Source organism: Nitrosospira briensis, assembly GCF_900115125.1.
Classification (GTDB): domain Bacteria; phylum Pseudomonadota; class Gammaproteobacteria; order Burkholderiales; family Nitrosomonadaceae; genus Nitrosospira; species Nitrosospira briensis_A.
Window position 1 is genome coordinate 1 of record NZ_FOVJ01000013.1, and the last position, 26,714, is coordinate 26,714.

Below are 26,714 nucleotides of genomic sequence, written 5' to 3' on the forward strand. Positions count from 1 at the left end.
AAGGGTCACTTCACGCCCGCGAACCACTTTGGCTTTGAAGGGGTCGCCTGGTACTGGCACTTTGTGGACGTGGTCTGGCTGGGGTTGTTTATCTTCGTCTACTGGCTGATATAAGGATCCAACGTGCTTCTCATGCCGCACGGGTCAGTGCGTTACTGGCTCAGCGGTATGAAGCCAAAATAAGTCCCCAGCATTAACAAGGCAAACAGAAGAACCGACAACCCAATACGCAGGGTTAACGATTTAACCGCACGTGTACCGTGTCCCTTGTCCTTGATCAGGTAATACATGGCCGATGCCAGACTGGCAAGGATGAAGAACATAAATAACGCGGCGAAGAATTTCAAGATCGGTCCTGTAATTATGAGGTTCGGGAATAAGTTTAGCGGAGTTCTGCATACTATCCAATGACTATTTTAGGCTGGCGGTTCACGCCGCGTTTATGGTCAACAATAGGTGCGGCAATTGTCATAACGATTATGTTGCAACTTGGCAACTGGCAACTTTCTCGCGCTCAGGAAAAGGAATCGCGGCAGGAACAGCTTGACACCCGTGCGCGTGAACCGGCCGTGGCTCTGCCGGTCGTTCCAGTCAGGCTTGAAGATTTTCAGTATCGGCAGGTCGAGGCGCGCGGGAAGTATGTGCCCGAACACACGATTTATCTTGATAATAAAATCCACAAGGGCCTGGCCGGTTACCATGTAGTCACCCCGCTCAGGATCGGGACAAGCTCGATGCATGTTCTGGTAAATCGGGGTTGGGTAGTAGCGGATCGTGATCGTAGTAAACTGCCAGACATACCAACTCCGCATGGCCAAGTGGTTATCTCGGGAATTGCAACGACAGCGATTCAGAAAACCCTGGAACTATCAGGGGAGCTCGTATCGGGGCAGGTCTGGGAAAATCTTGATCTGGAGCGTTATCGAAGCGCCAGCGGCCTGGCCCTGCAGCCGGTGATGATATTGCAAACGGACGACGTGAAGGATGGCCTTGTGCGTCAGTGGGCGCGCCCGGATTCGGGGTCCGGCAAAAACCTTGGTTATGCGTTTCAATGGTTCGCCATGGCGCTTGCCGTATTGATAATTTACTTGGTGTTAAGTGTCAAACGAGAGTACTCCCAACAAAAGTAGGCGGACGCTGGTTTTATTGTTCGTATTGTTGTGCGCGCCTATTATTGTTTCCTACATATTATTTTTCGGGAACGTACGGCCGGATACCGATAATTACGGCGACTTGCTCGACGTTAAAACCCTGACGGGTAGCGCGTTGAACCAAACTGACCAGACCATCTTCCGGATTCGCCAGTTGCGGGGCAAGTGGGCTCTGATATCGGTGGATTCTGGAAAATGCGACGAGCAATGCCGGCAGAAACTTTACTACATGCGTCAGGTACGCCTGATACAAAACGCGGAAAGGGAACGGATAGAGCGGGTATGGCTAATCGATGATGGAGAATTGCCCGCACCTGAAATCGTGAAGGAGTTCGAAGGTATGTGGTTTATCAACGCGAAAGATAGCGACTTGCTTCCGGCAATCCCGGGAAAAGCTTCGCAACGCGATCACATTTACCTGGTTGATCCGATTGGAAACCTCATGATGCGTTTTCCGAAGGATCCGGATCCCAAAAAGATGTCAAAAGATATTAAACGTTTGCTCAAGGTATCCCAGTTGGAACACGCAATGGGAACCGATCAAAGGCACTGATTCATCGTGCTTGGCGGAAATATTGATGTGAAAGCCGTTACCATGCAATAGCCGTCGGTTGTTTGGGCAATTGCTGTGATTCCACAATCGCTAATGCAGGCAAATCGCCTGCGATGAACTAGGAGACTGACGTTATGGCTACTTCGAGTATAGCCTGGCAGCAAACCGCCTCGCGCATGCAGCAATTTTACCGGCTGACCAAACCGAGAGTAGTGTCGCTCATTGTTTTTACCGCGGTTATCGGCATGTTTCTCGCAGTTCCTGGCGCAGTACCGCTAAACGCGCTGATATTCGGTACAGTGGGAATTGCGCTGGTGGCGGGCGCGGCCGCGGCGGTAAATTGCCTGGTAGAACAGAAGATTGATGCGATTATGTCCCGCACGCGGGGCAGGCCCTTACCGCGAGGTACGGTGACGTCGCCCGAAACCCTGTTTTTTCTGGCACTGATCGGTGGAACGGGTTTGCTGATGCTTCATCAGCTGGTTAACCCGCTGACAATGTGGCTGACATTGGGAACCTTTGTTGGTTATGCGATTATCTATACCGTGGTATTGAAGCCGAACACACCGCAAAACATCGTGATAGGGGGAGCTTCCGGCGCCATGCCGCCTGTGCTGGGGTGGGCCGCAGTGACAGGGGAAGTATCAGCAGACGCGCTGCTGCTCTTTCTCATAATCTTTGCATGGACGCCCCCGCACTTCTGGGCCCTGGCGCTCTATCGCAAGCTGGAGTACGCCAAGGTCGGCATGCCTATGCTACCTGTAACACACGGAGACAAATTTACCCGTCTACATGTCCTGTTATACACGCTGATACTCATCGCCGTGACGCTAATGCCGTACGCCACCCAAATGAGTGGATTGATATATCTGGTGGGCGCTGTGGTGCTGGATGCGGTATTTCTATACTATGCGGTGAAAATCTACCTGGATTATAGCGATGAACTCGCGCGCAGAGCATTTCGCTATTCAATCCTCTACCTCGCGGCCCTGTTCGCTGTGCTATTAATAGATCACTACATCCGCTTCTGAGTGGCTGCGCGTGAGATATCGGACATTTAATGCATTTGTGGTATCCGCGGCGCTTGTTTTTCTGGCGCCGCTACTTCTGACGGCGTGTGGCGATACCTCGAAGCCAAAACCGGAATTTCTCTCAACAGATATCAGTGACGTCAACTTCGGTGAGGATTTTCGCCTTACGGACCACAACGGGAATGTGCGCACCCTGTCGGATTTCAAGGGCAAGGTAGTCGTATTATTTTTCGGCTATACCCATTGTCCAGACGTGTGTCCGGCCACCATGAGCAACCTCGCAACTGCGATGGATAAACTCGGCCCGGACGCTGCTCGAGTGCAGGTGCTGTTTGTTACCGTCGATCCGGAACGAGATACGCCACCTGTCCTCCAGCAATATCTGTCTGCGTTCAATCCAACCTTTCTCGGCCTGTCGGGTAGCGCACAGGCAACAAAAGCTGTAACGAAAGAATTCAAGATCGTGGCTCAAAAGCAGCCGGGAGAAGCAGCCGGGCATCACACCGTGGATCACTCAACCGGAACCTATATCTTTGACACAAACGGAAAGCTGCGGTTATACGTAACCAGCGACAAGGATGCGGATGTTTTTGCGCACGACATTTCCGAATTACTGAAAACCTCGGCATAACGACGTCGCCCAAAACAGTTAGGCGGAAAAAACAGGAGCCTGCTCTTTCCCTTAAGGAAACAGCTTCCCTGGATTCAGAATATTGTTCGGGTCGAACACCCGCTTGATCTGTTTCATCAGCGTCAGCGTCGCTGCATCAATCTCCTTGCCGATATACGCACGTTTTTCGCTACCAACACCGTGCTCACCTGACAATGTCCCGTTGAGATTGATTACGAGATCGAATATTTCATTCAGGCAAGTCGCTGCGCGGCTCATCTCATCCGGTAACGCGGGGTCGACCAGCAGATTCACATGAATATTTCCGTTGCCCGCGTGGCCGAAATTGACATTGGCAACCTCGTATTTCGAGCTCAGCCGGGCCAGCCCGTCCAGAAATTCCGGTAACGCCGAAACGGGCACAACGACATCCTCATTGATCTTCTTTGGCGCGATATCACGCAGTAACGGAGATAATGTTTTCCGGGCTCGCCACAAAGCAGCGGCATCCGCGGTCTCCTCCGCCTGAATCAGCCCTTCGTTGGCGCAGGCGAATATAACGGCTGCGCATGCCTCGGGAACGTAGCTCTCCGCCCCATCCACCTCGATCATCAGCATGGCACGCGCGCCAGCCGGCAGCATGTCAGGGTATCGGCTGCGGATCAGATCAAGCGAGCCAGAGTCGAGAAACTCAAGCGCACTGGGTGTTTGGGGAAGCGCCATGACCTGGACTATTGCGGCAGCACAGCTCGCAAGATCGCGGTAATGTGCGGTAATGCCGCCACGGGCTTGAGGAAGCGGAGTGAGTTTAAGCGTCGCTTCCGTGATAACGGCCAAGGTACCTTCAGACCCTATTAAAAGCCGCGTAAGATCATAGCCCACCACACCCTTGGTGGTGTAGCAGCCGGTGCGAATGATTTCGCCTCCGCCCGTCACCGCTTTCAGCCCCAGGACATGATCACGGGTCGTTCCATATTTCACGGCATGGGGACCGCCTGCGGAGGTCGCGAGATTTCCGCCAATGCTCGAGTAGCCGGCGCTGGAAGGATCAGGTGGCCAAAAGAAGCCATGAGACTTGGCTGCATCCTGTACCGACTGATTAATAACGCCCGGTTCCGCAACGATCACGCGATTGGTGGGATCCACGGTGACAATGCGCAGCATCCGTTCCAGCGATAACACTACGCCCCCCTGTTCCGGAAGACTTCCGCCCGACGTTCCCGTCCCGCGCCCACGAGGAGTAAGCGGAGTTCCATATTCAATGCAAAGCCTCACGACGGCTTGCACTTCCAGTGCAGTAACGGGAAATACTACCGCATCGGGGGGAAAAATCTTTCGAGTATTGTCATAAGCATAGGCATAACAATCCACCGGATCCGTAAAAAACCGGTCCGAAGGGAGCAAGCTGCCAAGCCGGGCGGCAAAACCAGCCTCAAGCATCAGGAAGTCGTATCAGCCGTGGCTCGGCTCATCGTTGACGAATGCCGGAATCCGGCACTGGCAAGCGTCGCAAAAAGTTCAATAGCGACTCAGTTCTGGTATTCAAAAACCTTCACCACCTTCCGCACGCCATTCGTCGACCTGGCGATCCCCACTGCGCTCTCCGCTTCCTTCGCGTTTACAAGACCAAGCAGATAGACAACCGCGTCCTCTGTAACCACCTTCACATGATTCACCTGAAACTGCCCGCTATCCATAAAACGAGCCTTGACCTTGGATGTGATCAACGCATCATTACTACGAGACCCGAATGAGCTTGAACCACCAATTGCTACCTCATTAGTGACGGCGCGTACGTTTTCCACGCCCCTTACAAGTTTTTCCGCTTCCTTCTTAAGCTCCAGGGTCTGGGCTTCCCCGGTGAGCAGTACGTTACGGTTGAAGCTCGTAACGTTGATGTTGACTTTTCCGCCAAGCTTGTCGCTGATTCGACGATTACTCTTGACCTCTATAGCTTCATCTTCCACAAACGTGCCACTCGTACGCCGATCCTGAGATACCGCAACGCCGGTCCCCACACCTGTCGCCAGCCCACCTGCAACCAGCAATGCGCAGCCTGAAAGAAAGGGAAACAGCAATACCAGGATAAGCATTCCGCTTCGACTCTTGTTTTGCATCTAGACCTCTACCTAAAAAAATAACCTGCAGCATTAAGCGGCGCAGCAGTACCTGAAAGAGTTCCGCATGTGGCTCGAGAATACCGTGAAGGTCCCGCCGCATTCGGCCTGAGTCAAGTGGGGCATCCGGCCATCATCAGATTTCCCGGCGTGACCGTCAAATCAGAAAAACAGAGAACCAATCATTAAGCAGGGACGCAAAGATGCCGCGTTCTCAATCGCGTCGCGCCGACAGTCTAACCTAAAACCGGGCACTTCTGACGCTCCGTACGGCTCTATTCGCCAAAAGCATTTTTGATCCACTCAACCTCCTTGCCATCGTGGCCCGACAATAATATAGCGTCAAACCGGCAGGGCGGCTCGAACTTGAAAGAGGCAAGATAATGTCGCGCCGCCCGCAACAACTTCCTTTGTTTCACCCACGTTATGCTAGCCGCTGCGCCCCCAAAAGCCGGGCTCTTCCTCATCCTTACCTCCACGAAAACCAGCATCGTCCCGTCGCGCATGATGAGATCGATTTCACCAGATCGGCAGCGATAGTTTCTCCGGAGCAAAACAAGGTTATGATGTCGAAGAAAGGTTTCCGCGTAACGCTCCGCCTCGCTGCCATTCAAAACAAAAACTCCGTTGGTACGATCATTCAGGTTAGCGCTCTGACTATAGCCCGTCTAAACTTCCAATTTTACAACGCTGCCTTCATAAACCAAACACCCTGTAACCGCATTGAACCAGACCGTGATACAGCCCGGCACCTTATATGTTATCGCCACACCTATTGGAAACCTGCGCGACATCACGTTGAGGGCACTTGATGTATTGGCGGCCGTGGATGTCATCGCGGCCGAGGATACCCGCACTACCGCACATTTGCTGAGGCATTATTCGATAACCGGAAAAATGATGTCATTGCATCAGCACAATGAAAGCTCCACGGCAATGAAAATCGTAAATCTACTTTCGCGTGGCGAAGCAGTCGCCCTTGTTACCGACGCAGGTACTCCTGGAATTTCCGATCCAGGAGCGATTCTGGTAAAACAGGTACGGGAACATGGTTATAAGACGATGCCGATTCCAGGCGCCAACGCGGCGGCATGCGCGCTTTCCATAGCGGGCATGCCGACGCCTCATTTTCTCTTTTACGGATTTCTTCCTGCTACCGCTGGTTTGCGCCGACGTGATCTGGAAAACTTAAAATCATACCCTTATACACTGATATTTTACGAAGCGCCCCATCGAATTCTGGATAGCATCGAAGATCTGGTGGAGGTGTTAGGTGCGAAGCGCCAAATTACCATCGCAAGGGAACTCACGAAATTATTCGAGAGTATTCATGCCTGCGCCCTCGGCGAAGCAACCGCTTGGCTCAAGGGTGACCCAAACCGCCAGAGAGGGGAATTCGTGCTGTTAATATCCGGTGCTCCTGCCCGTCCGCAAGGAGAATTAAGTGAACAGGGGCAGCGAACTCTCGCGCTGCTATTAAAAGATATGCCCCTCAAGCAGGCGGTGAGACTGGCAGCGGAGATTAGCGGAGAAAGCAAAAATACGCTGTATTCGCTGGCGCTATCGTTACAGGGTGGGCCAAACCAGAAAGAATAGCAGGATACCCACACCTGAGTGCTGGCTTTAGGATGGGCCAGCGATTATAATCACTTAGTCGCATGGTTCACAGTTTTGACCGATTCCTGCGAGCGTGGGAGTCCCCACGAACATTTTAATTCATTGGAGAGATTGACTATGAAAACACCTGCTACCTTTTACCATGCCGGCTGTCCTGTATGTGTCGAGGCCGAGAGTCAGATCGCTGATGCTCTGGATCCCGATCGTTACGAAGTCGAGCTCGTAGATCTTGGTGCCCAAAAGGATCGCATCGCAGCAGCTGAAGCAGCTGGCGTCAAGTCGGTTCCCGCGCTTGTCATCAATGGAGCACCCTTTCACATCAATTTCGGCGCTCCAATGTCGGCGTTGAAGTCCTAATTGCGGAGAATGGCGGGCGGACTGTCCGCCATTTGTCCTGAAACGCATTATCACATGGCATGTAGTTTTTCCTAATTTCTGCAGCTGGCACGGGAATGTAATTCCCGAACCGCAATCTGCAATTCCCACCCCCGTTTCTTTCCTTTCCTTCTCGCTCCCGCCTATAATGAATATCGCCTGGCTGTTGGCAACGTAAACATATGAGGAGGTAAAGTGGAGCTCATTCTGTGGCGTCATGCCGAAGCTGAAGATGGATTGCCCGATAGCGCACGCAAACTGACCGGAAAAGGACTAAAACAAGCGGAGAAGATGGCTGAATGGCTTAAACCAAAACTGCCGAAAAACACCCGTATCATAGTCAGTCCCGCGAAGCGCACACAGCAGACGGCAAAGGCCCTTGAAGACGAATTTGAAACCGTAAAGGAAATTGGACCAGGCGCCTCTGCAAAGGCGATTCTGGCCGCCGCAGATTGGCCGGATGCGAAAGGCGCAGTGCTGGTGGTAGGTCATCAGCCGACGCTAGGGGAGGTAGCCGCCTTGCTCATGTCCGGAGAAGCAGGTGAATGGAACGTCCGGAAGGGTGCCGTATGGTGGTTCAGTCACAAAAAGAGCGAAGGCGTACCGGAAACGGTTTTACGAAGCAGTATATCTCCAGATATGTTGTGATCAACGCGCGCCAATCAAATTTCCCCCAACAAATCTGTGCCATTCAAGCGCTTCGCGGCGTCTTTGCCAAGCCGATGGAATTCCATCTGTCCCATGCCCCATATCGGCCCTTGATGGGTCCAACAGGGAGCGCGAGCAGAATCAATAACACGCCAGCGCCAATGCTCGCAGCAGCGCCAAGGTCAGAATAGCCCGTGAGCAACAGGGGCGCTGGAATCAGCCATCCGCCGAACATGATGTTGGCAAAGCGCAGGGGTCGTCCCACCTCGCTTAGCGCCATGATGGAGAATGTCACGACGAGCGCACCAATCAAATGGTCCCCGTTGGCGGCTGTTCCTGTGGCATCGAAGAGGATGCGCGAAAACATCAATGCGATACCGATGATAACGCTCGCCAGCATATTCCAGGTGAAGCGGACACCTGACCCCATGATTTCACGCAGCACGGCCATCGGTGGCCCTTCGAAGTTGCTAGAATAATCCGCACTTCCGCCTTCCATCGTATCTCCATGCCACAATACGTGCCAAAGCGATTTGCCGTTCTTTCGCCGGTCTTTGAGGAACTGCAGCGTTGCCAGAATCTCATCAAAGGAGTACGGAATCTGCAACAGCATCGCAACCGCGGCGATCAGGCATAAAGTGCACCAGGTACCGATTATAATGGGCTGGATAATAATGAAGTAAATACTGACCACGCCCAGCGGCACAATCAATATACCGAAGAACAGCACCATCCATGGCATCGTGCGCCATCGCCGCTTATCGCCTATGACACCGGTCAGAATTTCCATCACGTAAACCGTCGCCCCCAGCCCGGCGTCCGCTACCGGCCATGCCTCGGATACATCGGAAGTAACGACGCGTGCGGTGCCATCGCCAAAAAATGGATCCCAGACATTGTCGGTATGCCCCAACTGGAATGCGGCCATATAACGCGAAAGGAATAGGCCAATGAAGGCCAGCGCCACAATCGGGAAACGGTTGGTCATGCCCGAAGGGCTATAGCTCCAGCCGGGCGGCGTGTCGGGCCCGCTCGTGCGGGCAACGGCCCCGATACCGGGGGGAGGTGACACGACTACCGCAAACAGAATGACAAGCCCGCCGACCAGGGTATCGTTGGCATAAGCTGCCGCACTCGACGTCCAGAAGAAGAGCGGCGCGAACAATAACCAGATGCCCAGAAGCGCGGTTATCCAGCGCGCCCAGCCATAGTCCCGTGATACTGATAGAAGGCCGAATAGCACAATGAGCAGGCCGGTGATGACATCGCTGGCGGTCATCCAGGTAGCGGACATCGCCAAACCACGTTGGGAAGGCGAAACGAGATCCTCGGCCACCATCCACGATTCGGCAAGGCCAAAAATGAAGGGGCTGGATATCAGCCATAATCCCAGCCCCGCATTGGCGAAGTGGCACCACAGGGTTTGCCGGTGCCCGTCGCGTTCCTGCTGGCGGCTTTGAGCGATAAGCGTTGCGCTTGGAAGATGTTCTTTTTCCATTTCTTCCAGCCATAGCGGCAACGCAATTTTATTACGCTTGTACCAGGCCGCAGGGCTTCGCTTCAGATGACCGATTATTTTCGGCAGCGTTTCACGGAGCGTATTTCTGGGACGCCAGTTCAGCAGCTTCTTCGCTCGCGAAATATCCAGTTCAAAATGATCGTCGGATAAAGCCACCATGAAAGTCTTGACGAAGGGCTCAATTCCACGGTCGATGTAATCCGGAACGACGTCTTCCATTTTATCCTGCAACCACGCGCCCGCCACCGCCACCGGTTTGGGGACCTGGTGTGTAACCCATGGTTGGCCATGGATCAACTGCCCAATCAGGTTTTGCAGCCCTTCATAGCTTTCGGTAGCCGGCTCGCCTATCAAAAGAACGGTTTCCGTAGGCAACTCCAGGCGGCGCTCGACGGTTTGACGAAATGCACGTGCTACATCATCCATATGCACGAAGGACTGGCCATGAGCGGGGTCGCCAGGGAATACATGGCTCTGCAGTTGACGCTCATAGATGCGTTGAATCTGAGTGGAAAGAGAGGGCACTTCGCCCCACTCGGTATAGACCCCGGCCAAGCGAAGTATCACGAACGGAACGTTACCGTGATGAGCCCGTACCTCGTTTTCCGCCGCTACCTTGGACTCCGGGTAGGGCCATTTGGGTTCAAGAGGCCCTTCCTCAGTAATGGGCAGGCCCGGTTCGGTAGGCGCGTGCACCAGCATGGTGCTTGCATAAATAAATTGTTCGACATCGAATGCCCGAAGCGCCTCCAGTAAACGCCGGGTCCCGCGGACGTTGACTTCCTCATACAGGGGGTTTGGCTGATCGGAGAAATCATAAAAGGCAGCCAGATGAATTACGGACGCGATCCGTTGCCCATAGCCCTGGCGTAATTGCTCGCAAGCCTTGGACACCGCTTCATCAGATGATATATCGACGGTAATGCAGTGGGACCCACTATCACATTCGCGCTCGAATCCGACGACCGTATAGTCGTCGCCAAGCGCAGCTTCTATCGCCTTGCCGATCCTGCCTTCCGAGCCGGTAATAAGAACCAGCGGTTTCCGGATATCCATGCGATTTTCCATCCGCGCATTACAACCACTGCAAACATTGCCATCGTTCCAGGCAGGCTTTCAACCTCATTCACGAGAACACATCCCTCCTGGCCCTTTTTCTTCCCGCAATGAATGGAGAACAGCGCAGCCTGGTGCGGGGTTGAATTCCGTCTACCGCACAAGCTCTCCGCAGCGCGCTAAATCAGGTAGACAGCGGAGCAGTATTGGGTGTGAAACTAAATACCGCTCAACAATTCAGCGGGTCCGCCGGGAATCGTAATTCCCGGTTTGGGACTTGGTGTACGGCGTTTCATCATAGGGAATATCCGGCGTGTCTTTAGGTTCCTTGCCGGATTCACCATAAGGTTCCGTATAGGATTTGGTCCCATAATAAGACTGAATCCTGTTCTGCCAGGTTGGGTCCGCCATATCCGGCCAATCATCCTTGTTAAACCCGGGGGCGGAGTCCAGACGTTCCTTGTCCACGCTGAGTATGAAGCGCTTGTTCTCGGTATCCAGCTTCAGCGCGTTCCAGGGCACAGCGAAAAGTTTGCCCCCCATGCCCATCACCCCGCCGAACGCCAAAACCGCATAAGCGACTTTGCCGCTATTCATATCCAGCATAATCTCCTTGATGTCCCCGAGATCTTCATCCTTATGGCTATAAACATCCTCTCCGATGAGAGTGTCGGCGCCCATTAGCCGAGGACCCGGGCCCTTTCCATAGCTTTTGTACATGCCGTAGGTGTCGCGGTCTTCGTAGCTCATCTCTTTCTCCTGACGGTAAGTTTTCCGTGAATAATGGGAACATAATCGATATCCCCAGTTCTTTGACAGGCTCAAGGGTACGACAGGAAGATCATCCAGTTCGGTACGGTAAGCCACACAAACCGATGTATCGGCAAGGATCTTTCCAGCTCGCGCGCGTTTTTTCTCAAGGGGAGCACCGAATCCACCTCTGCGCTGTGATCGTACAGGCTGGTGTACAATGCACAATAAATACTGCCGGAGTTGTCGGCGGCAATCGCGTCTCACCGTCGATTTTTTCGGAGATTACGAGCGTTCATCCGGCAAATTACCCTTTAAGCTCTCCAGATTCTTAACAGAGCATGCAGAAACGTCTTATCCTTGCCTGGCGTAAAATAGCGTCCGTTTGCGCGACGGGCTTCTGCACGACTTCATGAGCTTGCTGTCTGCCGAAACCGCCGCGCCAGGTCTGCTACGGGTCCCGGTACATCTATCATGAGCAGTCAAGACACGGGACTTAAAACGCCCCCTGGCACTCCCCAGTCCCTGGGCCTGCTAAGCCTCGCTGCACTGGGCGTCGTATATGGCGACATCGGTACAAGCCCTTTGTACGTGATGAAAACTGTTTTCGACCCCATTCATGGGCTTACTGTCAGCGATACCAACGTAATCGGAATCATCTCGCTGATTTTCTGGACGCTCATGGTTGTGGTGTCGCTCAAGTACATCACCTTGATCCTGCGGGCGGACAATCATGGGGAAGGCGGCATCATGGCCTTGTTATCGCTGGCCAGTTCCTCTGTTGCAAACCGTCCGCGACTGCGCAATATCCTGTTTCTCCTGGGCGCCTTTGGTGCGGCGCTATTCTTCGGAGATGGCGTGATCACGCCGGCTATTTCGGTGTTAAGCGCAGTGGAAGGCCTTGAGGTGGCGACGCCATTGCTCAAACCCTATGTGCTACCCATCACTCTTGCCGTGCTGATCGGGCTCTTCATGCTGCAGCAGCGGGGGACAGGGGGAATCGGCGCCATGTTTGGCCCGGTGACGCTGATATGGTTTACTACCCTGGGACTCGCTGGTCTGGTAAATATTGCTCTCGCACCGCAGATTCTGACAGCGTTCAACCCCGTACACGCCCTGGCATTCTGCCTCAATAATGGTTGGCTCGCGTTTATCGCGTTTGGGGCCGTGGTGCTCGCGGTTACGGGGGGAGAGGCACTCTATGCAGACATGGGCCACTTTGGAGCGAAACCGATCAGGCTGGCATGGTATGGGTGTGTCTTGCCCGCGCTCACATTGAATTACCTCGGACAAGGCGCGCTTCTGCTCTCCAATCCATCTGCAATCTCCAACCCTTTTTTCCTGCTGTTCCCCTCATGGGCGCTTTATGCCGCTGTCGGGCTGGCGACGGTCGCAACCGTCATCGCCTCCCAAGCGGTAATCTCCGGCGTTTTTTCGGTGACAAAGCAAGCCATACAGCTCGGATTTCTGCCCCGCATGCAAATCAAACATACTTCGGACCGGAAGATCGGGCAAATATATATTCCTTTCGTTAATTGGACTTTGCTGGCGGCCGTGGTAATGGCCGTGCTGGGATTCGGTTCATCATCAAACCTTGCCGCTGCCTATGGGGTCGCCGTTACCGCTACGATGGTGATTGAAACCATACTCACTTTTTTTGTCCTTCGGTATGCCTGGAACTACCCATTGCTTCTGTGTATATTGGCCACGGGATTTTTTCTGGCGATCGATACAACGTTTTTCGCCGCAACCATATTGAAAATCACCCAGGGCGGCTGGTTTCCGCTTGTAGTCGGATCAGCCATCTTCTTTGTTATGCTGACATGGAATCGGGGGCGTCAAACTCTGCTCGAGCACCTGCGCTCCGCTGCCATACCGCTTCAACCGTTCCTGGAGTCGTTAATGGCGCATCCCCCGGCGCGCGTCGCCGGCACATCGGTTTTTTTGACGGCCGATCCGGACGGCGTGCCGCATGCCTTATTGCACAATCTCTCTCACAACCAGGTCCTCCATGAGCGCGTCGTGGTCTTGACCGTGATGTACATCGAAACCCCCCGGATTCTCAAGGAACATCGAATATCCATCAAGCCGCTGGTCGATAACTGCTATCAGATTACTGTCCGGTATGGCTTCAAGGACGAGCCTAATCTGCCGTATGCACTTGAATTGTGTGAGCCGCATGGGCTGGTGTTCGAGCCGCTCAAAACGTCTTATTTTCTTAGCCGCGAGATCGTCGTGCCGAGTCCAGGCCGTGGCATGGGCGTGTGGAGGGAACGTTTCTTTGCAGCGATGGCCCGTAATGCCAGCAACGCCGCCGAATACTTCCAGCTACCCGCAAATCGCGTTCTCGAACTGGGCGCCAGGGTCGAGATATAAGCTGATCTCAGGCGTTCAGGAGGTGGGAAGTCGTTGAAAAACGGCGAGTATGCAAAAAGGATTTAAAACCCATTGATCTGCCGCTTCATGCTGATTGTGGCGCGCCCAACACGATTCGAACGTGTGACCCCCGCCTTCGGAGGGCGGTACTCTATCCAGCTGAGCTATGGGCGCAAGTACAGGTAAGCTTAGTGAATTCGCCGATAGGATAACGTTTTTTAATCCCCCCGTCCAACCTAAACAAATCGCTTTTGCTTGTATACATGAACCTATACAATAACGACTTTTTACTTGCGGAGCTATTGTGAGCGGCACTGAAGATGACGATCATTCCTCACCCATAAGGACGCCGAAACAGTTGCTTACGGTCGTTGCGGCCGCGTTCGTGTTTCCGGTTTTGATTATTTGGCTATTGGGGAAGTTTATTACCGGAGATGCTCCGATAGACCCGAATAGCCCTGCTTTTTCAGATGAGAAAGTGGCGGAACGCTTGAAGCCCGTCGGTAAATTGGTACTGGCGGGGGATTCTCCGCAATCCGACGTACCATCCGAAAGCGAATCGGGCCAGACAGCCGGTGCCGCAGTTGCTTCCGCCGCTGTTCCGGGGGCCGCACCGGTGGCGGATGCAGGAGACCCTGCTGAGAAAGCAAAGGCAATTTATACCGCCAGTTGTGCCGCCTGCCACATGACCGGTGCGGCCGGCGCGCCCAAGATGGGCGATAATGCAGCCTGGGCGCCACGCATCAAGGCCGGCAACGAGACGCTCTACGAGAGCGCAATCAAGGGTAAGAACGCGATGCCACCCAGAGGCGGAAACGCCAGCCTTTCAGACGCCGATGTCAAGGCAGCCGTTGATTATATGGTGAGTCAATCGAAATAACTCAACCCGAACCGAAACGCAGTTGCAAGAGGGCGATAGGAGAATTCCATGTCGCCCTTATTTTATTCAACCTTGATCCGGTCCCCTGCACCCCGAAAACCTACACTCCACCTCGTCCAGCTATCTGTTTTAGGTCGAAAAGGATGTGTCACCATACCGACCTGAGGATTGAGTCAGCCCTCCGGAGTTAACGATTTCTCTCGAACTATGGCCACTTTCGCAATTGGTGATCTGCAAGGTTGTTATCAGGAATTCAGGGAGCTCCTCGACCTGATTCAGTTCGACCGGGAAAAAGACAGACTTTGGCTGGTCGGAGATGTGGTCAACCGGGGTCCGGGGTCGCTGGCGATATTGCGTTTCATTGTGGGCTTGAAAGACGCGGTAATCATGGTATTGGGCAACCATGACCTGCATCTGCTCATGGTTTCTGAAGGGTGTGCCAGCTTGCATCGGAACGATACGATACAGGAGATTCTCGACGCGCCCGACAGGGACGAACTGCTCCGCTGGTTGCGCTGGCAGAAGCTGTTGCATCTGGATGGGAACTACGTCATGGTTCACGCTGGCTTACTGCCTTCCTGGAGCATCGCCCAAGCCACTCAGCTCGCGAAAATGGTGGAAACCGGGCTGCGCAGCCCGAATTTTCACGAGCTTTGTTCCCATATGTATGGGAACCAGCCCGACCATTGGGACGACAGCCTCGAAGGTTATCCGCGACTTCGCGTAATTATCAACGCGATGACCCGCATGCGCCTGTGTACGCCCGACGGAAGAATGGATTTTGTTCACAAGGGTCCGGCGCGGGACATGCCGGCCGGCTATCTGCCCTGGTTCGAGGCGCCTAACCGCGCCAGTCGGGAGGCCACTATTATCTGCGGGCATTGGTCCGCACTGGGGTTGCAAATCAGGGATAATCTTATCGCGCTGGATACCGGTTGTCTCTGGGGCGGAAGCCTTACCGCTATTCGCCTTGAAGATCGCCGGATTTTTCAGGTGTCTTGTGCGGCAGCGGGAGAGATAGGGCATGTGCAATAGCCTGTTCCGCGTAACGCGCCAGCTCTCGCCGGTTTTTTCCGCTACTGTCAATCGGATCGGCAAAAATCAGTTCTACATTAATCCAGGGCTGCTTTAATATCCGCCGCAATGATTCCAGCATCGAGATATTGACATACGGCGCCGCCTCACTGACTTTCCCCGCAATATCGGTATAACGTATTGCCACAGGCGCGAATATGGCTGACGCCGTGATCGCCGATTGCAATAATGACGCATGGAAATGCCGAAGCGAGTTGCCGTCATTGGTAGTACCCTCTGGGAATACGGCGACCCGATCCCCAACTTTCAATACATCCGCGATATCTGCGTTTATCCGTGCGGTATCACTGCGCTTGGTCCGTTCAATGAACAGCGTGCCTGCGTTACGGCTCAACCAGCCCAACAGCGGCCAACCACGAATTTCGGCTTTGGCCACAAAACGGGCCGCACACACGGCGTTCAGGGAATATACATCCAGCCAGGAAATATGATTGGCAGCCAGCATTACCCGCTGGGCTTCGGCTGCGGGGGGTGCGCCAGAGTGGCATAATCTGATGCAGAGAATCGCAAGCAGTTGTGCTGACCATCTTTGCGACATGCGCCATTGCGCTGGCTGATCGAGATGGGGATAAACCGCGGATTGAATCAGGCCGGAAATGATGTGCAACAACAGCCGGATGGAACGAAAAATTTGTACCAGCCGATTGTTGATCTCGTTTTTCATGCCATTATTATCGCGTCAATAATGACCAATGGCTTCGATAAGGCATCAGCAGCTTTATCCGGAGCAATGCCAATAGGGTTCTGGCCCGAGCGCTTGTTGGCGGAGTCAGCCAGTTCGATAACCTGCTGCGGCGCTCAAAATGCTACCGATGAGCGTATCAATATTTTCGCCAAAATGTTCGTCCGTTTCGTGGTGCCCTTGCTACAGAATGCGGTTGCCAAATGCTTCAAAATATCGCTGGTCTATTTCATCCCGGGCGAAACTGTGATTTTGCCCGCCACGCTCGGCGATTTTCAATGCTCCCATAAGCGAGCCGAGCTGTCCGGTACTTTGCCAATCCATTCCATTGGTAATCCCATAGAGCAGCCCTGCGCGAAAAGCATCCCCGCATCCGGTCGGATCAACCAGTTTATCCGCTTTGACACTGGGGATTTCGATCTGTTGGCCATCGGAATAAACGACCGATCCCTCCCCGCCTTTCGTCACAATCAACCCCTTCACGAGTTTTGCCAGCGCTTCCAGCGTATGTCCCGTACGCTCTTGCAGCAATTGACCCTCATAGTCGTTGACGCCGATGTAATCCGCCTTATGGATGAAATCCAGGAGTTCTTCGCCGTTGAACATAGGTAAGCCCTGACCGGGGTCGAACATGAAGGGGATGCCTGCTTCGTGAAACTCGCGCGCATGCTGCACCATGCCGTCCCGCCCGTCCGGGGCAACAATGCCAAGGCTTACGTTTTTCGCATCCGTCACGTGATTTTCATGAGAAAAATTCATCGCGCCCGGGTGAAAGGCCGTTATCTGGTTATCGGCAAGATCAGTTGTGATGAATGCTTGCGCGGTAAATATGCCCGGCACCTGGCGTACATGGGCCTGCTCGAGATCCAGGTTCGCCAAGCGGTAGGCATATGGCTGATAGTCATCCCCGACGGTTGCCATGATAAGGGGTTTGCCGCCTATCATTTGCAGGTTATATGCAATATTGCCGGCACAGCCGCCAAATTCCCTTCGCATGTCCGGGACCAGAAATGACACGTTCAGGATATGAATTTTTTCCGGCAGGATATGGTTCTTGAAATGATCCTTGAACACCATAATGGTGTCGTAAGCAATGGAACCGCAAATGAGTGTATGCATGGATATGCCCGCGTAAGATTTTTGGACCTGTCAAGACGGGGTGACGGTTGGGATCGCATTCAGGGTTGGGCTTTCGGTCGCTGTTCTCGTTAAAGATTGCTTCCAGGCTAAATCCAGCTCGCGCGCTGCCTTCACATCGTCCAGTCTGCGTACCGGAGTGTTGTGAGGCGCGCTTTTCACGAGATCCGGCTGGGTCAGAGCCTCTTCCAAGATTTCCTTCATGGCTGCGACAAATGCATCCAACGTCTCCTTGGATTCAGTTTCGGCGGGCTCGATCAGCAGGCATTCGGGCACCAGGAGAGGGAAGTAGGTGGTAGGGGCATGAAAACCCTTATCCAGCAGCCGTTTTGCCACATTCATCGCAGTGACACCTGTTTTTTCCTTCAGATCTTTAAGCGTGACGATAAATTCATGGCTGGCCCGGCGGGTCGGATAGGCCAGTTCGAAACCTGCCTTGCGCAGTTCCACCATCAGGTAATTGGCGTTAAGCGCCGCAAACTCCGCCACGCGATGCATGCCTTCCGCCCCCAGCAGGCGCACGTAGACATAAGCACGGAGAAGCACCCCCGCATTGCCCATGTGCGCAGACAGCCTCCCTATGGATTGGGGAATTTCCTTTTCAGTCAGCCAGCGGTATTTTTCATCTTCATATGCGACCACCGGTACGGGCATGAATGGCAACAGGCGCGGCGCTACTCCGACTGGGGCGGAGCCCGGGCCTCCGCCTCCATGTGGAGTGGAAAAAGTCTTGTGCAAATTGATGTGGATGACGTCGAATCCCATATCACCCGGCTTGACCTTGCCGAGTATGGCATTCAGGTTGGCGCCGTCGTAATACAGCAACCCGCCCGCCTGATGAACGATTTTGCTCATCTCGGCGACGTTTTTTTCGAACACGCCAAGCGTTGAAGGATTGGTCAGCATCAATCCTGCGGTTTGTGGCCCGACCGCAGCTTTCAGCGCGTCCATGTCCACGTCGCCTTCTTTATCAGTGGCTATTTCCACCACTTTATAGCCGCACATTACCGCCGTGGCCGGATTGGTTCCATGCGCAGCATCGGGAACGATGATCTCGGTTCGAGCCGAATCACCACGCGACTCATGATAAGCCCGTATCATGGCAATGCCGATCAATTCTCCCTGGGCTCCGGCCATAGGCGTAAGGCATACTCCCGCCATGCCGGTCACGTCCTTAAGAATTTCCTGAAGCTCGTACATGCATGCAAGGAAGCCCTGGCCGGTACTTTCCGGCGCCCTCGGGTGCCGTGCCAGAAATTGAGGCAGCATGGCAAGCGAATTGCAAGCCCGCGGGTTGTACTTCATGGTGCAGGAGCCAAGCGGATAAAACTGCGTATCTATCGAAAAATTCTTTTGCGACAACCTAGTGTAATGTCGTACCGCATCCATTTCGGATACTTCCGGCAGCATCGGCGGTGTTTTTCGCATCAAGTCCGGCGGAATGCCGGTCACATCAGCAGTTGCCCCCGGGGATTGAGAATAATTGCGCCGTCCAGGACGTGAGTGTTCAAATATCAGCATGGTGAAATCCGGGTTTTTGTGCCGTCAGTGTATTGAAAGAATTTTGGAAAATGCGGGAGCATCTGCTCGCGTATCGCAATTCAGGCTTATTGCAGAGCTGCGAGGGCCGCATCGTAGTTGGGCTCATCCTTTATTTCCGGCACGAGTTCCGCGTGAATTATTTTATCGTTTTCATCCAGTACCAGGACGGCGCGGGCGGTAATGCCGGCCAGGGGACTGTCCGCTATAGCGACGCCATAATTCTTCATGAATTCCGAACCACGCATGGTGGAAAGGGGGACCACCTTATCCAGTCCCTCCATATCGCAGAAGCGGGCCATCGCAAAAGGCAGGTCAGCAGCTATTATCAGCACGACCGTGTTTTCCATGTTACTGGCCTTTTCGTTGAATTTGCGCGTGGAAACGGCACAGACCGGGGTATCGAGGCTGGGAACGATGTTGAGAACTTTTTTCCTGCCGGCAAAATCTGCCAGCGTGACGTCCTTCAAATCTCGGTCTACCAGCGAGAACTCCGGAGCCTTGTCGCCTATTTTTGGAAATGTGCCTTCAATCTTGATGGGGTTGCCGGCTAGAGTGACCATGCTGTTTCTCCTTACGAGGTTGAATAGTTCGAATGGTTGAGATCATCTGAATAAATTACGGATTTTCGATGACGTCGCGCAATTGTTTTGTGTAATTGTCCAGATCCCCGGATGTTTTCGTTTCGGTGGCGCAGATCAGCATTGCATGGCCGAGCTCCGGATAATATTCTTCGAGATTCAGTCCGGCGAGTATGCCCCGGGCTTTGAGGCCGCGCATTACATCCTCCACCGGTCCGGGCAGGGAAATGACCGCTTCGTGAAACAGCGGCCCGCTGAAGACCTTTTTTACTCCCTTTACCGTTTCCAGCTTTTCCAGCAGGGCGAGCGTATTTGCGTGGGACCGTCCGGCAATTCGCCGCAAGCCTTCCGGCCCGGTCAGTGCCATGTAGATGGTGGCTGCGGTAACCATCAAACCCTGATTCGTACAAATGTTAGAGGTGGCTTTGGAGCGTCTGATGTGCTGCTCGCGCGCCTGGAGCGTGAGCACGAAACCATCTTTGCCATCCTGATCCGTCGTGCGCCCGATAATGCGCCCGGGCATTTGACGCACCAGGGCCTGCTTGCAAGCCATGAAACCAAAATAGGGTCCGCCACTTGAAAGCGGGATCCCCAATGGCTGGCCTTCACCCACTGCCACGTCCGCGCCCTTTTCACCCCATTCACCGGGGGGGGTAAGTATCGCGAGCGCCGTGGGATTGACTACGCCGATAGCCAGTGCATTCTTGCCGTGAGCCCAATCGGTAAGAGCATCGACCTCTTCAAGTACGCCGAAGAAATTGGGCTGGGGGATAACCAGCGCGGCAAATTCCTCCTTGCCAAACCCATGCAAAGCTTCCACCAGGGTCCGGCCGGATTGTTTGCAATAAGGCAGTTCAACGACTTCAATACCCTGATTCCTGACAATGGCGCGCACCACACTGCGATAAACGGGATGAACGGTCGAGGGTATCAGAATCCGCCGCGAAGACTTGTGAGAGCGCACGGCCATCAACGCCGCTTCAGCCAGAGCCGATGCCCCATCATACATGCTGGCATTCGACACATCCATTCCGGTCAGTGATGCCATTATGGTCTGGTATTCGTAGAGCAGTTGCAGCGTCCCCTGGCTGGCCTCCGCCTGATATGGAGTATAGGAGGAGTAGAACTCGCCACGCGTGGCTATCTGCCATACAGCAGCGGGAATGTGGTGCTCGTATGCGCCGGCCCCGATGAAGCTCAGATAGCGTCCGTCTGTCTCTGCCCGTTCCAGCATCAGCCGGGATATTTCCATCTCGTTCAAGCCGGCAGGGACGCGTTTCAGGCCATCGCTCTTCAGTTCGGACGGAATTTCGTCGAACAGATCATCGATGCTGCTTGCTCCGATGCTGGCAAGCATCGTTTGTATATCTTCTTCTGTATGGGGAATGAACGGCATGTTTTGTTCCGTGAATCGTAGGGTGATGAAGGGCTAAATGTGAGGAATAAAAATATGAAGCGGGATGTTAGCCACGCTTTATTTTCCATTCATCCTTATTTATCAGGTTTCTTCGCTTTCTAGCATCTTCCGGTACGCTGCGTAATCGAGTAAATTATCCAGATCAGCAACGTTCGCGGGTTTTAGCTTGAAAAGCCACGCCGCATAGGCATCCTGGTTGATTTTCTCGGGTGCAGATTCAAGCTCGGGATTGATGGCGATGACTTCTCCCGCTATAGGTGCGTAGACGTCCGAGGCCGCCTTCACCGACTCGACGACGGCGCACTCCTCCCCCTGTTTGAGGGTGCGTCCGACGCCGGGTGTTTCCACAAACACCATATCACCCAGCAGCTCCTGTGCATGTTGGGTAATGCCGATGGTTGCGCTTCCATCCTCTTCAAGCCTCACCCATTCGTGGGATTTGGTGTACTTCAGATCCTGTGGAATACTCATGTTTTTGCTCCAGAATTAAATGATTTTGACTTGCTGACCAATCAAACCAGAATTTTGCCATTTCGTACGAACGGATATTTCACCACTTTCGCCTTCAACCTCTTGTCCCGTACCACTACCTGCACTTCATCTCCAGCGGATACGCTTAAAGGCAGACGTGCCAGCGCGATGGATTGGTTAAGCGTCGGAGAAAAGCCGCCGCTGGTGATTTCACCTTCCCCTTCAACCGCTTCGGATTGCGTAACAACCTTCTGGTGACTGCGCAATACGCCCCGATCCACTAAAACCAGGCCGATCAATTGTTGCTTTACAGGTTTTTCCAGAAGTGCCTGCTTACCGATGAATTCCCGATCACTTTTCAAATCAACCGTCCAGCCCAACCCGGATTCTAGCGGATTGGTAGTTTCATCCATATCCTGGCCATAGAGATTCATGCCGGCCTCAAGCCGTAACGTATCTCGCGCACCCAGTCCCGCAGGCGCTACGCCCGCTGCATGAAGCGCATTCCAGAACTCCACGGCATCGACTGCCGGCAACATGATTTCAAAGCCGTCCTCGCCCGTGTAGCCGGTACGCGCGATGAAATATTTATCAAAAAAAGTTGCCTGGAACAGTTTCAGGTTCTCTGTCTCCGCCTGGGATCCCGCAATAACCTGCCAAACCTTGGCGCGGGCATTGGGCCCCTGCACGGCGATCATGGCGAGGTCACGACGTGGAATAATTTCCAGTGCGGGCGCGAGCTCGTCACGTCTTGCCAGCATCCAAGCCAGATCCTTGTCTGCAGTGCCTGCGTTGACGACCGCGCGGAAATGCGATTCCGTTAGAAAATAAATGATGAGATCATCTATTACGCCGCCCTCGGGATTGAGCATGCACGAATACAGCGCCTTGCCGGGTTGCGTCAGTTTGTCCACGTTGTTGGCAACCAGCTGCCGCAGGAAATCACGCGCGGTCTCACCCTTGATATCAAGGGCCAACATATGGGATACGTCGAACATGCCGGCATCACTGCGTACGTGGTGATGTTCGTCAAGCTGGGAACCATAATGCAGAGGCATATCCCAGCCGCCGAAATCGACCATCTTTGCGTGCATCTCGCGGTGGGTTTGATTAAGGGAAGTTTCTTTCACTGGTCGCTTTCACTGGTCGTTATTTCAAAAAAAAAGGTGAAGTCACGTCGTATGACCTCACCCCTCTGTCCCTTTTACCTGAGAGATTACGGAATATTGTTTCTCTATTCCGTCTGCCCCTTCGGTGGCCAGCTCAATGCCGGCGCTCTCCAGATTGCCCTTTCGCAAGCGGTTCTCGAGGATCAGGATCAACCTGATCTACGCCTGAGCGATTCCGGGGGGTTGCGCCTTCGGCGGCGACGATGAAATCGTCGCACTCTTCCGCTTGGATGTTATAAATGGCAGACTCGCACTATACTCCAGCAATCGGGATCAAGACAAGACGTATCACATCCCGGAACTGCCGCCACTCGTCATCCCGAATTTAACCGTCAAGGAATTTTGATTTTAATAGTGTTATTTTATCTAAGCCCGGCAGGATTCTGATTCTGATTTTTTTGCGGCTTATCTGGACGAGGAAGGCGATTTGGCCTTGTAACGCAGCCAGCGGCCGCCTTCCGAATGCGTGAGGTAATAATGTATCTTGGTCACTTTGGGCTTTCTCAACAGCCTTTTGCCCATTCATCAATCACCGATTTCTTTTATGAGGGAGCCAACAGGGGCGCAACCCTTGACGCGCTCATTTATATCCTTACTCATGGCGAGGGGCCGGAAGGCGTTATCAGGGTAACCGGCGATGCCGGCAGCGGTAAAACCACGCTGTGCCGGGGATTGATGAAACGGCTGCCCGGACAGATGCAAGCCATCTATCTCGCCAAACCAGCTTTATCGCCAGAAGAATTCCTTCATTTGATCGCGGACGAGCTACTCTCCGTAAGCGCTGACAACCGGGCTACCGAAAACCTCGCTACCGCCGGGCAAACTTCCGCAACGATGGATGAAGATGAAGTACAGCGTCTGCTAGCCGCGAAACATGGCGCCGGGGAACGACTCGTGTTACTCGTGGACGAGGCTCACGCCATGCCTGTGGAAACGCTTGAAGAAGCGCTAAGGTTATACGATCTGGAATCCTCCTGTCATAAGTTGCTCCAGATTGTCCTGTTTTGCCAGGCCGAACTAAAAAACACGCTGGCTTTGCCACAGATACGCAAGTTCAAGGACCGCTTCTCTCATCACCTTATTTTGCAACCGCTGAATGCCCGGGCGGTAGAAGAATATCTGATGTGCCGGGTGAGGGCTGCCGGTTATCATGGCCCCGGCATCTTTTCTCCCGGAGCGGTGCGATTGCTCACCAGCGCTTCGTGCGGATCTATCCCCCGGCTGAACATTCTTGCCGATAAATCCATGCTGGCCGCGTCCATCGTGAAAGCTTGTGAAATAAAAGTATGTCATGTCAAGACAGCCGGCGAGAATTCGGGAATCGAAACCACTTATGGCTGGGGCAACTGGCAGGACAGGTTTGGCCTATCGAACCACCCCACAGTCAAGGCCAGCATCGTGCTGTCAACATTAGCGGCAGCAGTGCTGGCCGCACTTGGCTGGCAGGCTCTGCGTCCTTCCCCGGCGGAGGTTGCCTCTATTGTTGCTCCTGCCCCGCTTGACCTTCATATGCCAGTGCCGGCTTCGGTTCCCATGCCTGCGCCGGTATATCCCGCGACCGTGGCAGCTATGGGTCCCGGCACTTCCTCCTCCGTTCCGGCACGTGTCCCGCCGCCTTCCATGCCTCCCGAGGTTGTAGCGGGGGCGCCGGTTCCTGCACAAGACAAGCCAACCGCGGAAGAGCCGCGGAATAATGCTAAACTGAATATCGCCGGGGTTAAGTTGGCCGAATACGAGCTGCTGAAGCAGCGAGTTGAGGAGACAATGAAAACTGTGGCCAAGGCAGATAAAAATTTCTACACGGTTCAATTATTTGCTACGAACAACGTGCAGCCCGACCGTATGGAACGATTTCTTACTCGGGCCCGCGGCCTGATCGACCTATCCAATCTCTATGTGCATGCGGTAAAGAACGGGGAGCAGGCCAAATTCAGGGTTACGTACGGAATTTATACCAGCGAGGACGAGGCCACGATCGCAATGGCGGGACTTCCGCCAAAATACCAAAGCGATTTTCACCCGGAACTGTATACCTTGAGTGACCTACGCTGATCCTGCGCAGGCAGGATCCGTTTCACGGGCGCTGCGGGGTTGCAGCGCCAACCGATTTTATGTATACGGCGTTATAGCACGGCGGTTATTGCCGGCGCAAAAGCTGGAAAAAAGCGAAGGGCGAACTGCCGCTGCTATGGTCTAGCGGCTGATCCAACTTTTGTAGTGCGAGCCGTCGCTATCGATTATCTCGTATGAGGCGTTCCCGCTTTGTGTTGTCTTGTGCGCAAGCAGCGTACGTAACCGAGGGGCTCCAGGTTCATGAAACTCGCTTTTATTCTCGACCACCTCGATTCAATCAAAACATATAAAGATTCCAGCTTCGCCATGATGCGTGAAGCTGCTTTCCGGGGTCACGAATTATTCTCCCTCCAGCAGAGTGATCTGGCCTGGAAAGGAGGTGAGACGGTTGGTTTTTCGCGCTCCCTGGAATTAGCCAAAGATACGGATAAAGCACGTAACTGGTACCGGACAGGTGAGCCAGAGGAAATACGGTTGCAGGAGTTTGACGCGGTGCTGATGCGCAAGGACCCTCCATTTGACATGGAGTATGTCTATAGTACTTATTTACTGGAGTTGGCGGAAAACCGGGGCGCCCAGATCGTCAACAGCGCGCGAGCGGTGAGGGATCATAACGAAAAGCTGGCGATAGCGAAGTTTCCGCAATATACCGTACCCACGCTGGTAACGAGACAGGAACACCTGATTCGCGATTTTCTGGCCGAACACCGCGATATTATCCTCAAGCCCCTGGATGGTATGGGCGGTGCAAGCGTATTTCGCATTCACAGCGCCGATCACAATATAGGCGTGATAATAGAAACCCTTACGCATTACGGCACACGGACAATCATGGCCCAGCGGTATATTCCGGAAATTACTCAGGGGGATAAACGCATTCTGCTGATAGCCGGAGAACCGGTACCTTATATGCTTGCGCGCATTCCCAAGCCGGGCGAGACCCGTGGCAATCTTACCGCGGGCGCTATCGGAGTAGCACAGCCCCTGACCCGGCGCGACCGTGAAATCGCTGAAGCGTTGGGTCCTGCACTATATGATAAAGGCTTGGTGCTTGTCGGGCTGGACGTGATCGGCGACTACCTCACAGAGATTAATGTCACCAGCCCTACCGGTATGAGGGAAATAGCGGATCAGACCGGCTTCAACGTAGCTGGAATGATGATGGATGCACTCGAGAAAAGAGTTGTTCTATAAACTTTAAGCCAGTGCTGACCACAGCGGGATAAGATGCTTCCTTCCCGCTCTCATTTAAGATTGCAGAACGATGCCTTGACCGACGCTCTCGCGTCTTTGCATGAGTCCCTTGCGTCGCCAATGATCGTCTTGCCCTCACACAGTTTAAAGATGCTGTGATAGATGATCAATCAAAAATCAGATCCGTGTCTAATGAGAGGATTTTGGGGGGTTAAACTATCTATCACTAGGGCTAGCCCTAGTGATAGATGTTTCAAGAGGAGGGAGGGCCCCTGCGTAACAGATGACTTGACCCGCACAACCTGCACTTATGTTCCTAATAGACGGAACAGAAAAGAATCCTGCTTATTTTTCCGCACGTGATGTGCCCCCGGTAGTAGTGCCAGGGGCACATCACGTGGGTATAAGAAATGGCACCTGGAAGATATGGTTTTCACCGATCAGATGTCCAGTAAGGAGGTGGCTGCAATAAGTGCGGTTAAAGTCCCTCTTTTAGAGACAGGTGAGAGTTCGGGTTTTACCCCGACTTCACGGATACATCTAAAAAGGCTGATAATGAGTCAGGAGGTGTGTCATGACAACACGAAGAAAATACGCTACGGAGTTCAAGCGGGAAGCGGTACAGCTAGTTAGGTCCAGTAGTCAGCCGGCAAGTCAGATTGCACGTGATCTG

At 53.6% G+C, this 26,714-nt stretch carries 26 protein-coding genes, 1 tRNA gene and 1 riboswitch; of the genes, 13 read left to right on the top strand and 14 right to left on the bottom strand.

The window, feature by feature from the left end; all coding sequences use genetic code 11:
• Positions 1-114 (top strand): cytochrome c oxidase subunit 3 (locus BMZ14_RS14345; RefSeq protein WP_074798783.1); only part of this gene is annotated, 114 nt, incomplete at its 5' end.
• 38 nt (positions 115-152) lie between these two features.
• Here the strand turns inward: BMZ14_RS14345 and BMZ14_RS14350 are convergent.
• Complete coding sequence (locus BMZ14_RS14350; RefSeq protein WP_074798785.1) at positions 153-347, bottom strand: twin transmembrane helix small protein; 195 nt, start codon at positions 345-347, stop codon at positions 153-155.
• Between the two features lie 60 nt (positions 348-407).
• Between BMZ14_RS14350 and BMZ14_RS14355 the strand changes: the two genes are divergently transcribed.
• The 4 genes from BMZ14_RS14355 (at position 408) to BMZ14_RS14370 (ending at position 3,366) form a co-directional block, all read left to right on the top strand.
• Entirely contained in the window at positions 408-1,130 is a 723-nt protein-coding gene (locus tag BMZ14_RS14355) for an SURF1 family protein (protein WP_074798787.1), read from the top strand.
• Positions 1,099-1,704 carry an SCO family protein gene (locus tag BMZ14_RS14360; RefSeq protein WP_074798789.1) on the top strand — a complete coding sequence of 202 codons (606 nt, stop codon included), beginning with the start codon at positions 1,099-1,101 and terminating at the stop codon, positions 1,702-1,704. Before BMZ14_RS14355 ends, BMZ14_RS14360 begins: the two co-directional genes overlap by 32 nt.
• Positions 1,705-1,838: 134 nt before the next feature.
• On the top strand, positions 1,839-2,735 hold the full coding sequence (cyoE, locus tag BMZ14_RS14365; RefSeq protein ID WP_074798791.1) for a heme o synthase: 897 nt from the start codon (positions 1,839-1,841) through the stop codon (positions 2,733-2,735).
• A 10-nt stretch (positions 2,736-2,745) separates the two neighbouring features.
• Positions 2,746-3,366: an SCO family protein gene (locus BMZ14_RS14370; protein ID WP_074798793.1), complete on the top strand. Its 621-nt coding sequence runs from the start codon at positions 2,746-2,748 to the stop codon at positions 3,364-3,366.
• A 51-nt stretch (positions 3,367-3,417) separates the two neighbouring features.
• On the opposite strand, the gene BMZ14_RS14375 is transcribed toward BMZ14_RS14370, so the two are convergent.
• The 3 genes from BMZ14_RS14375 to BMZ14_RS14385 form a co-directional block, all read right to left on the bottom strand.
• Positions 3,418-4,785 (bottom strand): FAD-binding oxidoreductase, encoded by a 1,368-nt coding sequence (locus BMZ14_RS14375; protein ID WP_074798795.1) that lies wholly within the window; start codon positions 4,783-4,785, stop codon positions 3,418-3,420.
• Between the two features lie 89 nt (positions 4,786-4,874).
• A complete protein-coding gene (locus BMZ14_RS14380) occupies positions 4,875-5,462 on the bottom strand; it encodes a BON domain-containing protein (RefSeq protein WP_074798798.1) in 588 nt (195 codons plus the stop codon).
• Positions 5,463-5,737: 275 nt separating this feature from the next.
• Positions 5,738-6,076: a YraN family protein gene (locus BMZ14_RS14385; RefSeq protein ID WP_074798800.1), complete on the bottom strand. Its 339-nt coding sequence runs from the start codon at positions 6,074-6,076 to the stop codon at positions 5,738-5,740.
• 109 nt (positions 6,077-6,185) lie between these two features.
• On the opposite strand from BMZ14_RS14385, the gene rsmI reads away from it, so the two are divergent.
• The 3 genes from rsmI (at position 6,186) to sixA (ending at position 8,102) form a co-directional block, all read left to right on the top strand.
• The gene (gene rsmI, locus BMZ14_RS14390; protein ID WP_256208679.1) at positions 6,186-7,058 is read left to right on the top strand and encodes a 16S rRNA (cytidine(1402)-2'-O)-methyltransferase; all 873 of its coding nucleotides are present in this window, start codon (positions 6,186-6,188) and stop codon (positions 7,056-7,058) included.
• A gap of 138 nt (positions 7,059-7,196) precedes the next feature.
• A complete protein-coding gene (locus BMZ14_RS14395; RefSeq protein WP_074798804.1) occupies positions 7,197-7,436 on the top strand; it encodes a thioredoxin domain-containing protein in 240 nt (79 codons plus the stop codon).
• A gap of 213 nt (positions 7,437-7,649) precedes the next feature.
• The gene (gene sixA / locus BMZ14_RS14400) at positions 7,650-8,102 is read left to right on the top strand and encodes a phosphohistidine phosphatase SixA (RefSeq protein ID WP_074798806.1); all 453 of its coding nucleotides are present in this window, start codon (positions 7,650-7,652) and stop codon (positions 8,100-8,102) included.
• Positions 8,103-8,145: 43 nt separating this feature from the next.
• Here the strand turns inward: sixA and BMZ14_RS14405 are convergent, their stop codons facing one another.
• Positions 8,146-10,677, bottom strand: coding sequence for an NAD-dependent epimerase/dehydratase family protein (locus tag BMZ14_RS14405; protein ID WP_083396813.1), 2,532 nt, complete (start codon positions 10,675-10,677; stop codon positions 8,146-8,148).
• 237 nt (positions 10,678-10,914) lie between these two features.
• Positions 10,915-11,427, bottom strand: coding sequence for a PRC-barrel domain-containing protein (locus BMZ14_RS14410; protein ID WP_074798810.1), 513 nt, complete (start codon positions 11,425-11,427; stop codon positions 10,915-10,917).
• Positions 11,428-11,901: 474 nt separating this feature from the next.
• Between BMZ14_RS14410 and BMZ14_RS14415 the strand changes: the two genes are divergently transcribed.
• Positions 11,902-13,803 carry a potassium transporter Kup gene (locus BMZ14_RS14415; RefSeq protein ID WP_074798812.1) on the top strand — a complete coding sequence of 634 codons (1,902 nt, stop codon included), beginning with the start codon at positions 11,902-11,904 and terminating at the stop codon, positions 13,801-13,803.
• A gap of 97 nt (positions 13,804-13,900) precedes the next feature.
• On the opposite strand, the gene BMZ14_RS14420 is transcribed toward BMZ14_RS14415, so the two are convergent.
• A tRNA-Arg gene (locus tag BMZ14_RS14420) sits at positions 13,901-13,977 on the bottom strand.
• 130 nt (positions 13,978-14,107) lie between these two features.
• Between BMZ14_RS14420 and BMZ14_RS14425 the strand changes: the two genes are divergently transcribed.
• The gene (locus BMZ14_RS14425; RefSeq protein WP_074798814.1) at positions 14,108-14,683 is read left to right on the top strand and encodes a c-type cytochrome; all 576 of its coding nucleotides are present in this window, start codon (positions 14,108-14,110) and stop codon (positions 14,681-14,683) included.
• Positions 14,684-14,890: 207 nt separating this feature from the next.
• Positions 14,891-15,718, top strand: coding sequence for a symmetrical bis(5'-nucleosyl)-tetraphosphatase (locus BMZ14_RS14430; RefSeq protein WP_074798816.1), 828 nt, complete (start codon positions 14,891-14,893; stop codon positions 15,716-15,718).
• Here the strand turns inward: BMZ14_RS14430 and BMZ14_RS14435 are convergent.
• The 7 genes from BMZ14_RS14435 to gcvT all read right to left on the bottom strand — a co-directional run bounded on the left by BMZ14_RS14435 (position 15,645) and on the right by gcvT (position 22,735).
• Entirely contained in the window at positions 15,645-16,442 is a 798-nt protein-coding gene (locus BMZ14_RS14435; RefSeq protein WP_074798818.1) for a lysophospholipid acyltransferase family protein, read from the bottom strand. The two genes, BMZ14_RS14430 and BMZ14_RS14435, sit on opposite strands and share 74 nt — an antisense overlap.
• Positions 16,443-16,643: 201 nt before the next feature.
• Complete coding sequence (locus BMZ14_RS14440; protein WP_074798820.1) at positions 16,644-17,579, bottom strand: carbohydrate kinase family protein; 936 nt, start codon at positions 17,577-17,579, stop codon at positions 16,644-16,646.
• A gap of 30 nt (positions 17,580-17,609) precedes the next feature.
• A complete protein-coding gene (gcvPB, locus tag BMZ14_RS14445; protein WP_074798822.1) occupies positions 17,610-19,118 on the bottom strand; it encodes an aminomethyl-transferring glycine dehydrogenase subunit GcvPB in 1,509 nt (502 codons plus the stop codon).
• Positions 19,119-19,204: 86 nt separating this feature from the next.
• Positions 19,205-19,699 carry a thiol peroxidase gene (tpx, locus tag BMZ14_RS14450; RefSeq protein WP_074798823.1) on the bottom strand — a complete coding sequence of 165 codons (495 nt, stop codon included), beginning with the start codon at positions 19,697-19,699 and terminating at the stop codon, positions 19,205-19,207.
• A gap of 55 nt (positions 19,700-19,754) precedes the next feature.
• A complete protein-coding gene (gene gcvPA / locus BMZ14_RS14455) occupies positions 19,755-21,113 on the bottom strand; it encodes an aminomethyl-transferring glycine dehydrogenase subunit GcvPA (RefSeq protein ID WP_074798825.1) in 1,359 nt (452 codons plus the stop codon).
• Positions 21,114-21,215: 102 nt separating this feature from the next.
• On the bottom strand, positions 21,216-21,605 hold the full coding sequence (gene gcvH / locus BMZ14_RS14460; RefSeq protein ID WP_074798827.1) for a glycine cleavage system protein GcvH: 390 nt from the start codon (positions 21,603-21,605) through the stop codon (positions 21,216-21,218).
• A 41-nt stretch (positions 21,606-21,646) separates the two neighbouring features.
• Positions 21,647-22,735 (bottom strand): glycine cleavage system aminomethyltransferase GcvT, encoded by a 1,089-nt coding sequence (gene gcvT, locus BMZ14_RS14465; RefSeq protein WP_074798829.1) that lies wholly within the window; start codon positions 22,733-22,735, stop codon positions 21,647-21,649.
• 55 nt (positions 22,736-22,790) lie between these two features.
• Positions 22,791-22,898, bottom strand: a riboswitch (glycine riboswitch).
• A gap of 353 nt (positions 22,899-23,251) precedes the next feature.
• On the opposite strand from gcvT, the gene BMZ14_RS14470 reads away from it, so the two are divergent.
• Complete coding sequence (locus tag BMZ14_RS14470; RefSeq protein ID WP_074798831.1) at positions 23,252-24,826, top strand: AAA family ATPase; 1,575 nt, start codon at positions 23,252-23,254, stop codon at positions 24,824-24,826.
• A gap of 261 nt (positions 24,827-25,087) precedes the next feature.
• Positions 25,088-26,041, top strand: a complete 954-nt coding sequence (gene gshB, locus BMZ14_RS14475) for a glutathione synthase (protein ID WP_074798833.1) — start codon at positions 25,088-25,090, stop codon at positions 26,039-26,041.
• Positions 26,042-26,714 lie beyond the last annotated feature (673 nt).

What these genes read in the sequence shown, in the direction of transcription:
- BMZ14_RS14355 (WP_074798787.1), top strand. Translation starts at nt 408, where the DNA reads ATGACTATTTTAGGCTGGCGGTTCACGCCGCGTTTATGGTCAACAATA.
- cyoE (WP_074798791.1), top strand. Translation starts at nt 1,839, where the DNA reads ATGGCTACTTCGAGTATAGCCTGGCAGCAAACCGCCTCGCGCATGCAG.
- BMZ14_RS14375 (WP_074798795.1), bottom strand. Translation starts at nt 4,785, where the DNA reads ATGCTTGAGGCTGGTTTTGCCGCCCGGCTTGGCAGCTTGCTCCCTTCG.
- BMZ14_RS14380 (WP_074798798.1), bottom strand. Translation starts at nt 5,462, where the DNA reads ATGCAAAACAAGAGTCGAAGCGGAATGCTTATCCTGGTATTGCTGTTT.
- BMZ14_RS14395 (WP_074798804.1), top strand. Translation starts at nt 7,197, where the DNA reads ATGAAAACACCTGCTACCTTTTACCATGCCGGCTGTCCTGTATGTGTC.
- BMZ14_RS14405 (WP_083396813.1), bottom strand. Translation starts at nt 10,677, where the DNA reads ATGGATATCCGGAAACCGCTGGTTCTTATTACCGGCTCGGAAGGCAGG.
- BMZ14_RS14410 (WP_074798810.1), bottom strand. Translation starts at nt 11,427, where the DNA reads ATGAGCTACGAAGACCGCGACACCTACGGCATGTACAAAAGCTATGGA.
- BMZ14_RS14415 (WP_074798812.1), top strand. Translation starts at nt 11,902, where the DNA reads ATGAGCAGTCAAGACACGGGACTTAAAACGCCCCCTGGCACTCCCCAG.
- BMZ14_RS14430 (WP_074798816.1), top strand. Translation starts at nt 14,891, where the DNA reads ATGGCCACTTTCGCAATTGGTGATCTGCAAGGTTGTTATCAGGAATTC.
- BMZ14_RS14435 (WP_074798818.1), bottom strand. Translation starts at nt 16,442, where the DNA reads ATGAAAAACGAGATCAACAATCGGCTGGTACAAATTTTTCGTTCCATC.
- BMZ14_RS14440 (WP_074798820.1), bottom strand. Translation starts at nt 17,579, where the DNA reads ATGCATACACTCATTTGCGGTTCCATTGCTTACGACACCATTATGGTG.
- gcvPB (WP_074798822.1), bottom strand. Translation starts at nt 19,118, where the DNA reads ATGCTGATATTTGAACACTCACGTCCTGGACGGCGCAATTATTCTCAA.
- tpx (WP_074798823.1), bottom strand. Translation starts at nt 19,699, where the DNA reads ATGGTCACTCTAGCCGGCAACCCCATCAAGATTGAAGGCACATTTCCA.
- gcvPA (WP_074798825.1), bottom strand. Translation starts at nt 21,113, where the DNA reads ATGCCGTTCATTCCCCATACAGAAGAAGATATACAAACGATGCTTGCC.
- gcvH (WP_074798827.1), bottom strand. Translation starts at nt 21,605, where the DNA reads ATGAGTATTCCACAGGATCTGAAGTACACCAAATCCCACGAATGGGTG.
- BMZ14_RS14470 (WP_074798831.1), top strand. Translation starts at nt 23,252, where the DNA reads ATGTATCTTGGTCACTTTGGGCTTTCTCAACAGCCTTTTGCCCATTCA.
- gshB (WP_074798833.1), top strand. Translation starts at nt 25,088, where the DNA reads ATGAAACTCGCTTTTATTCTCGACCACCTCGATTCAATCAAAACATAT.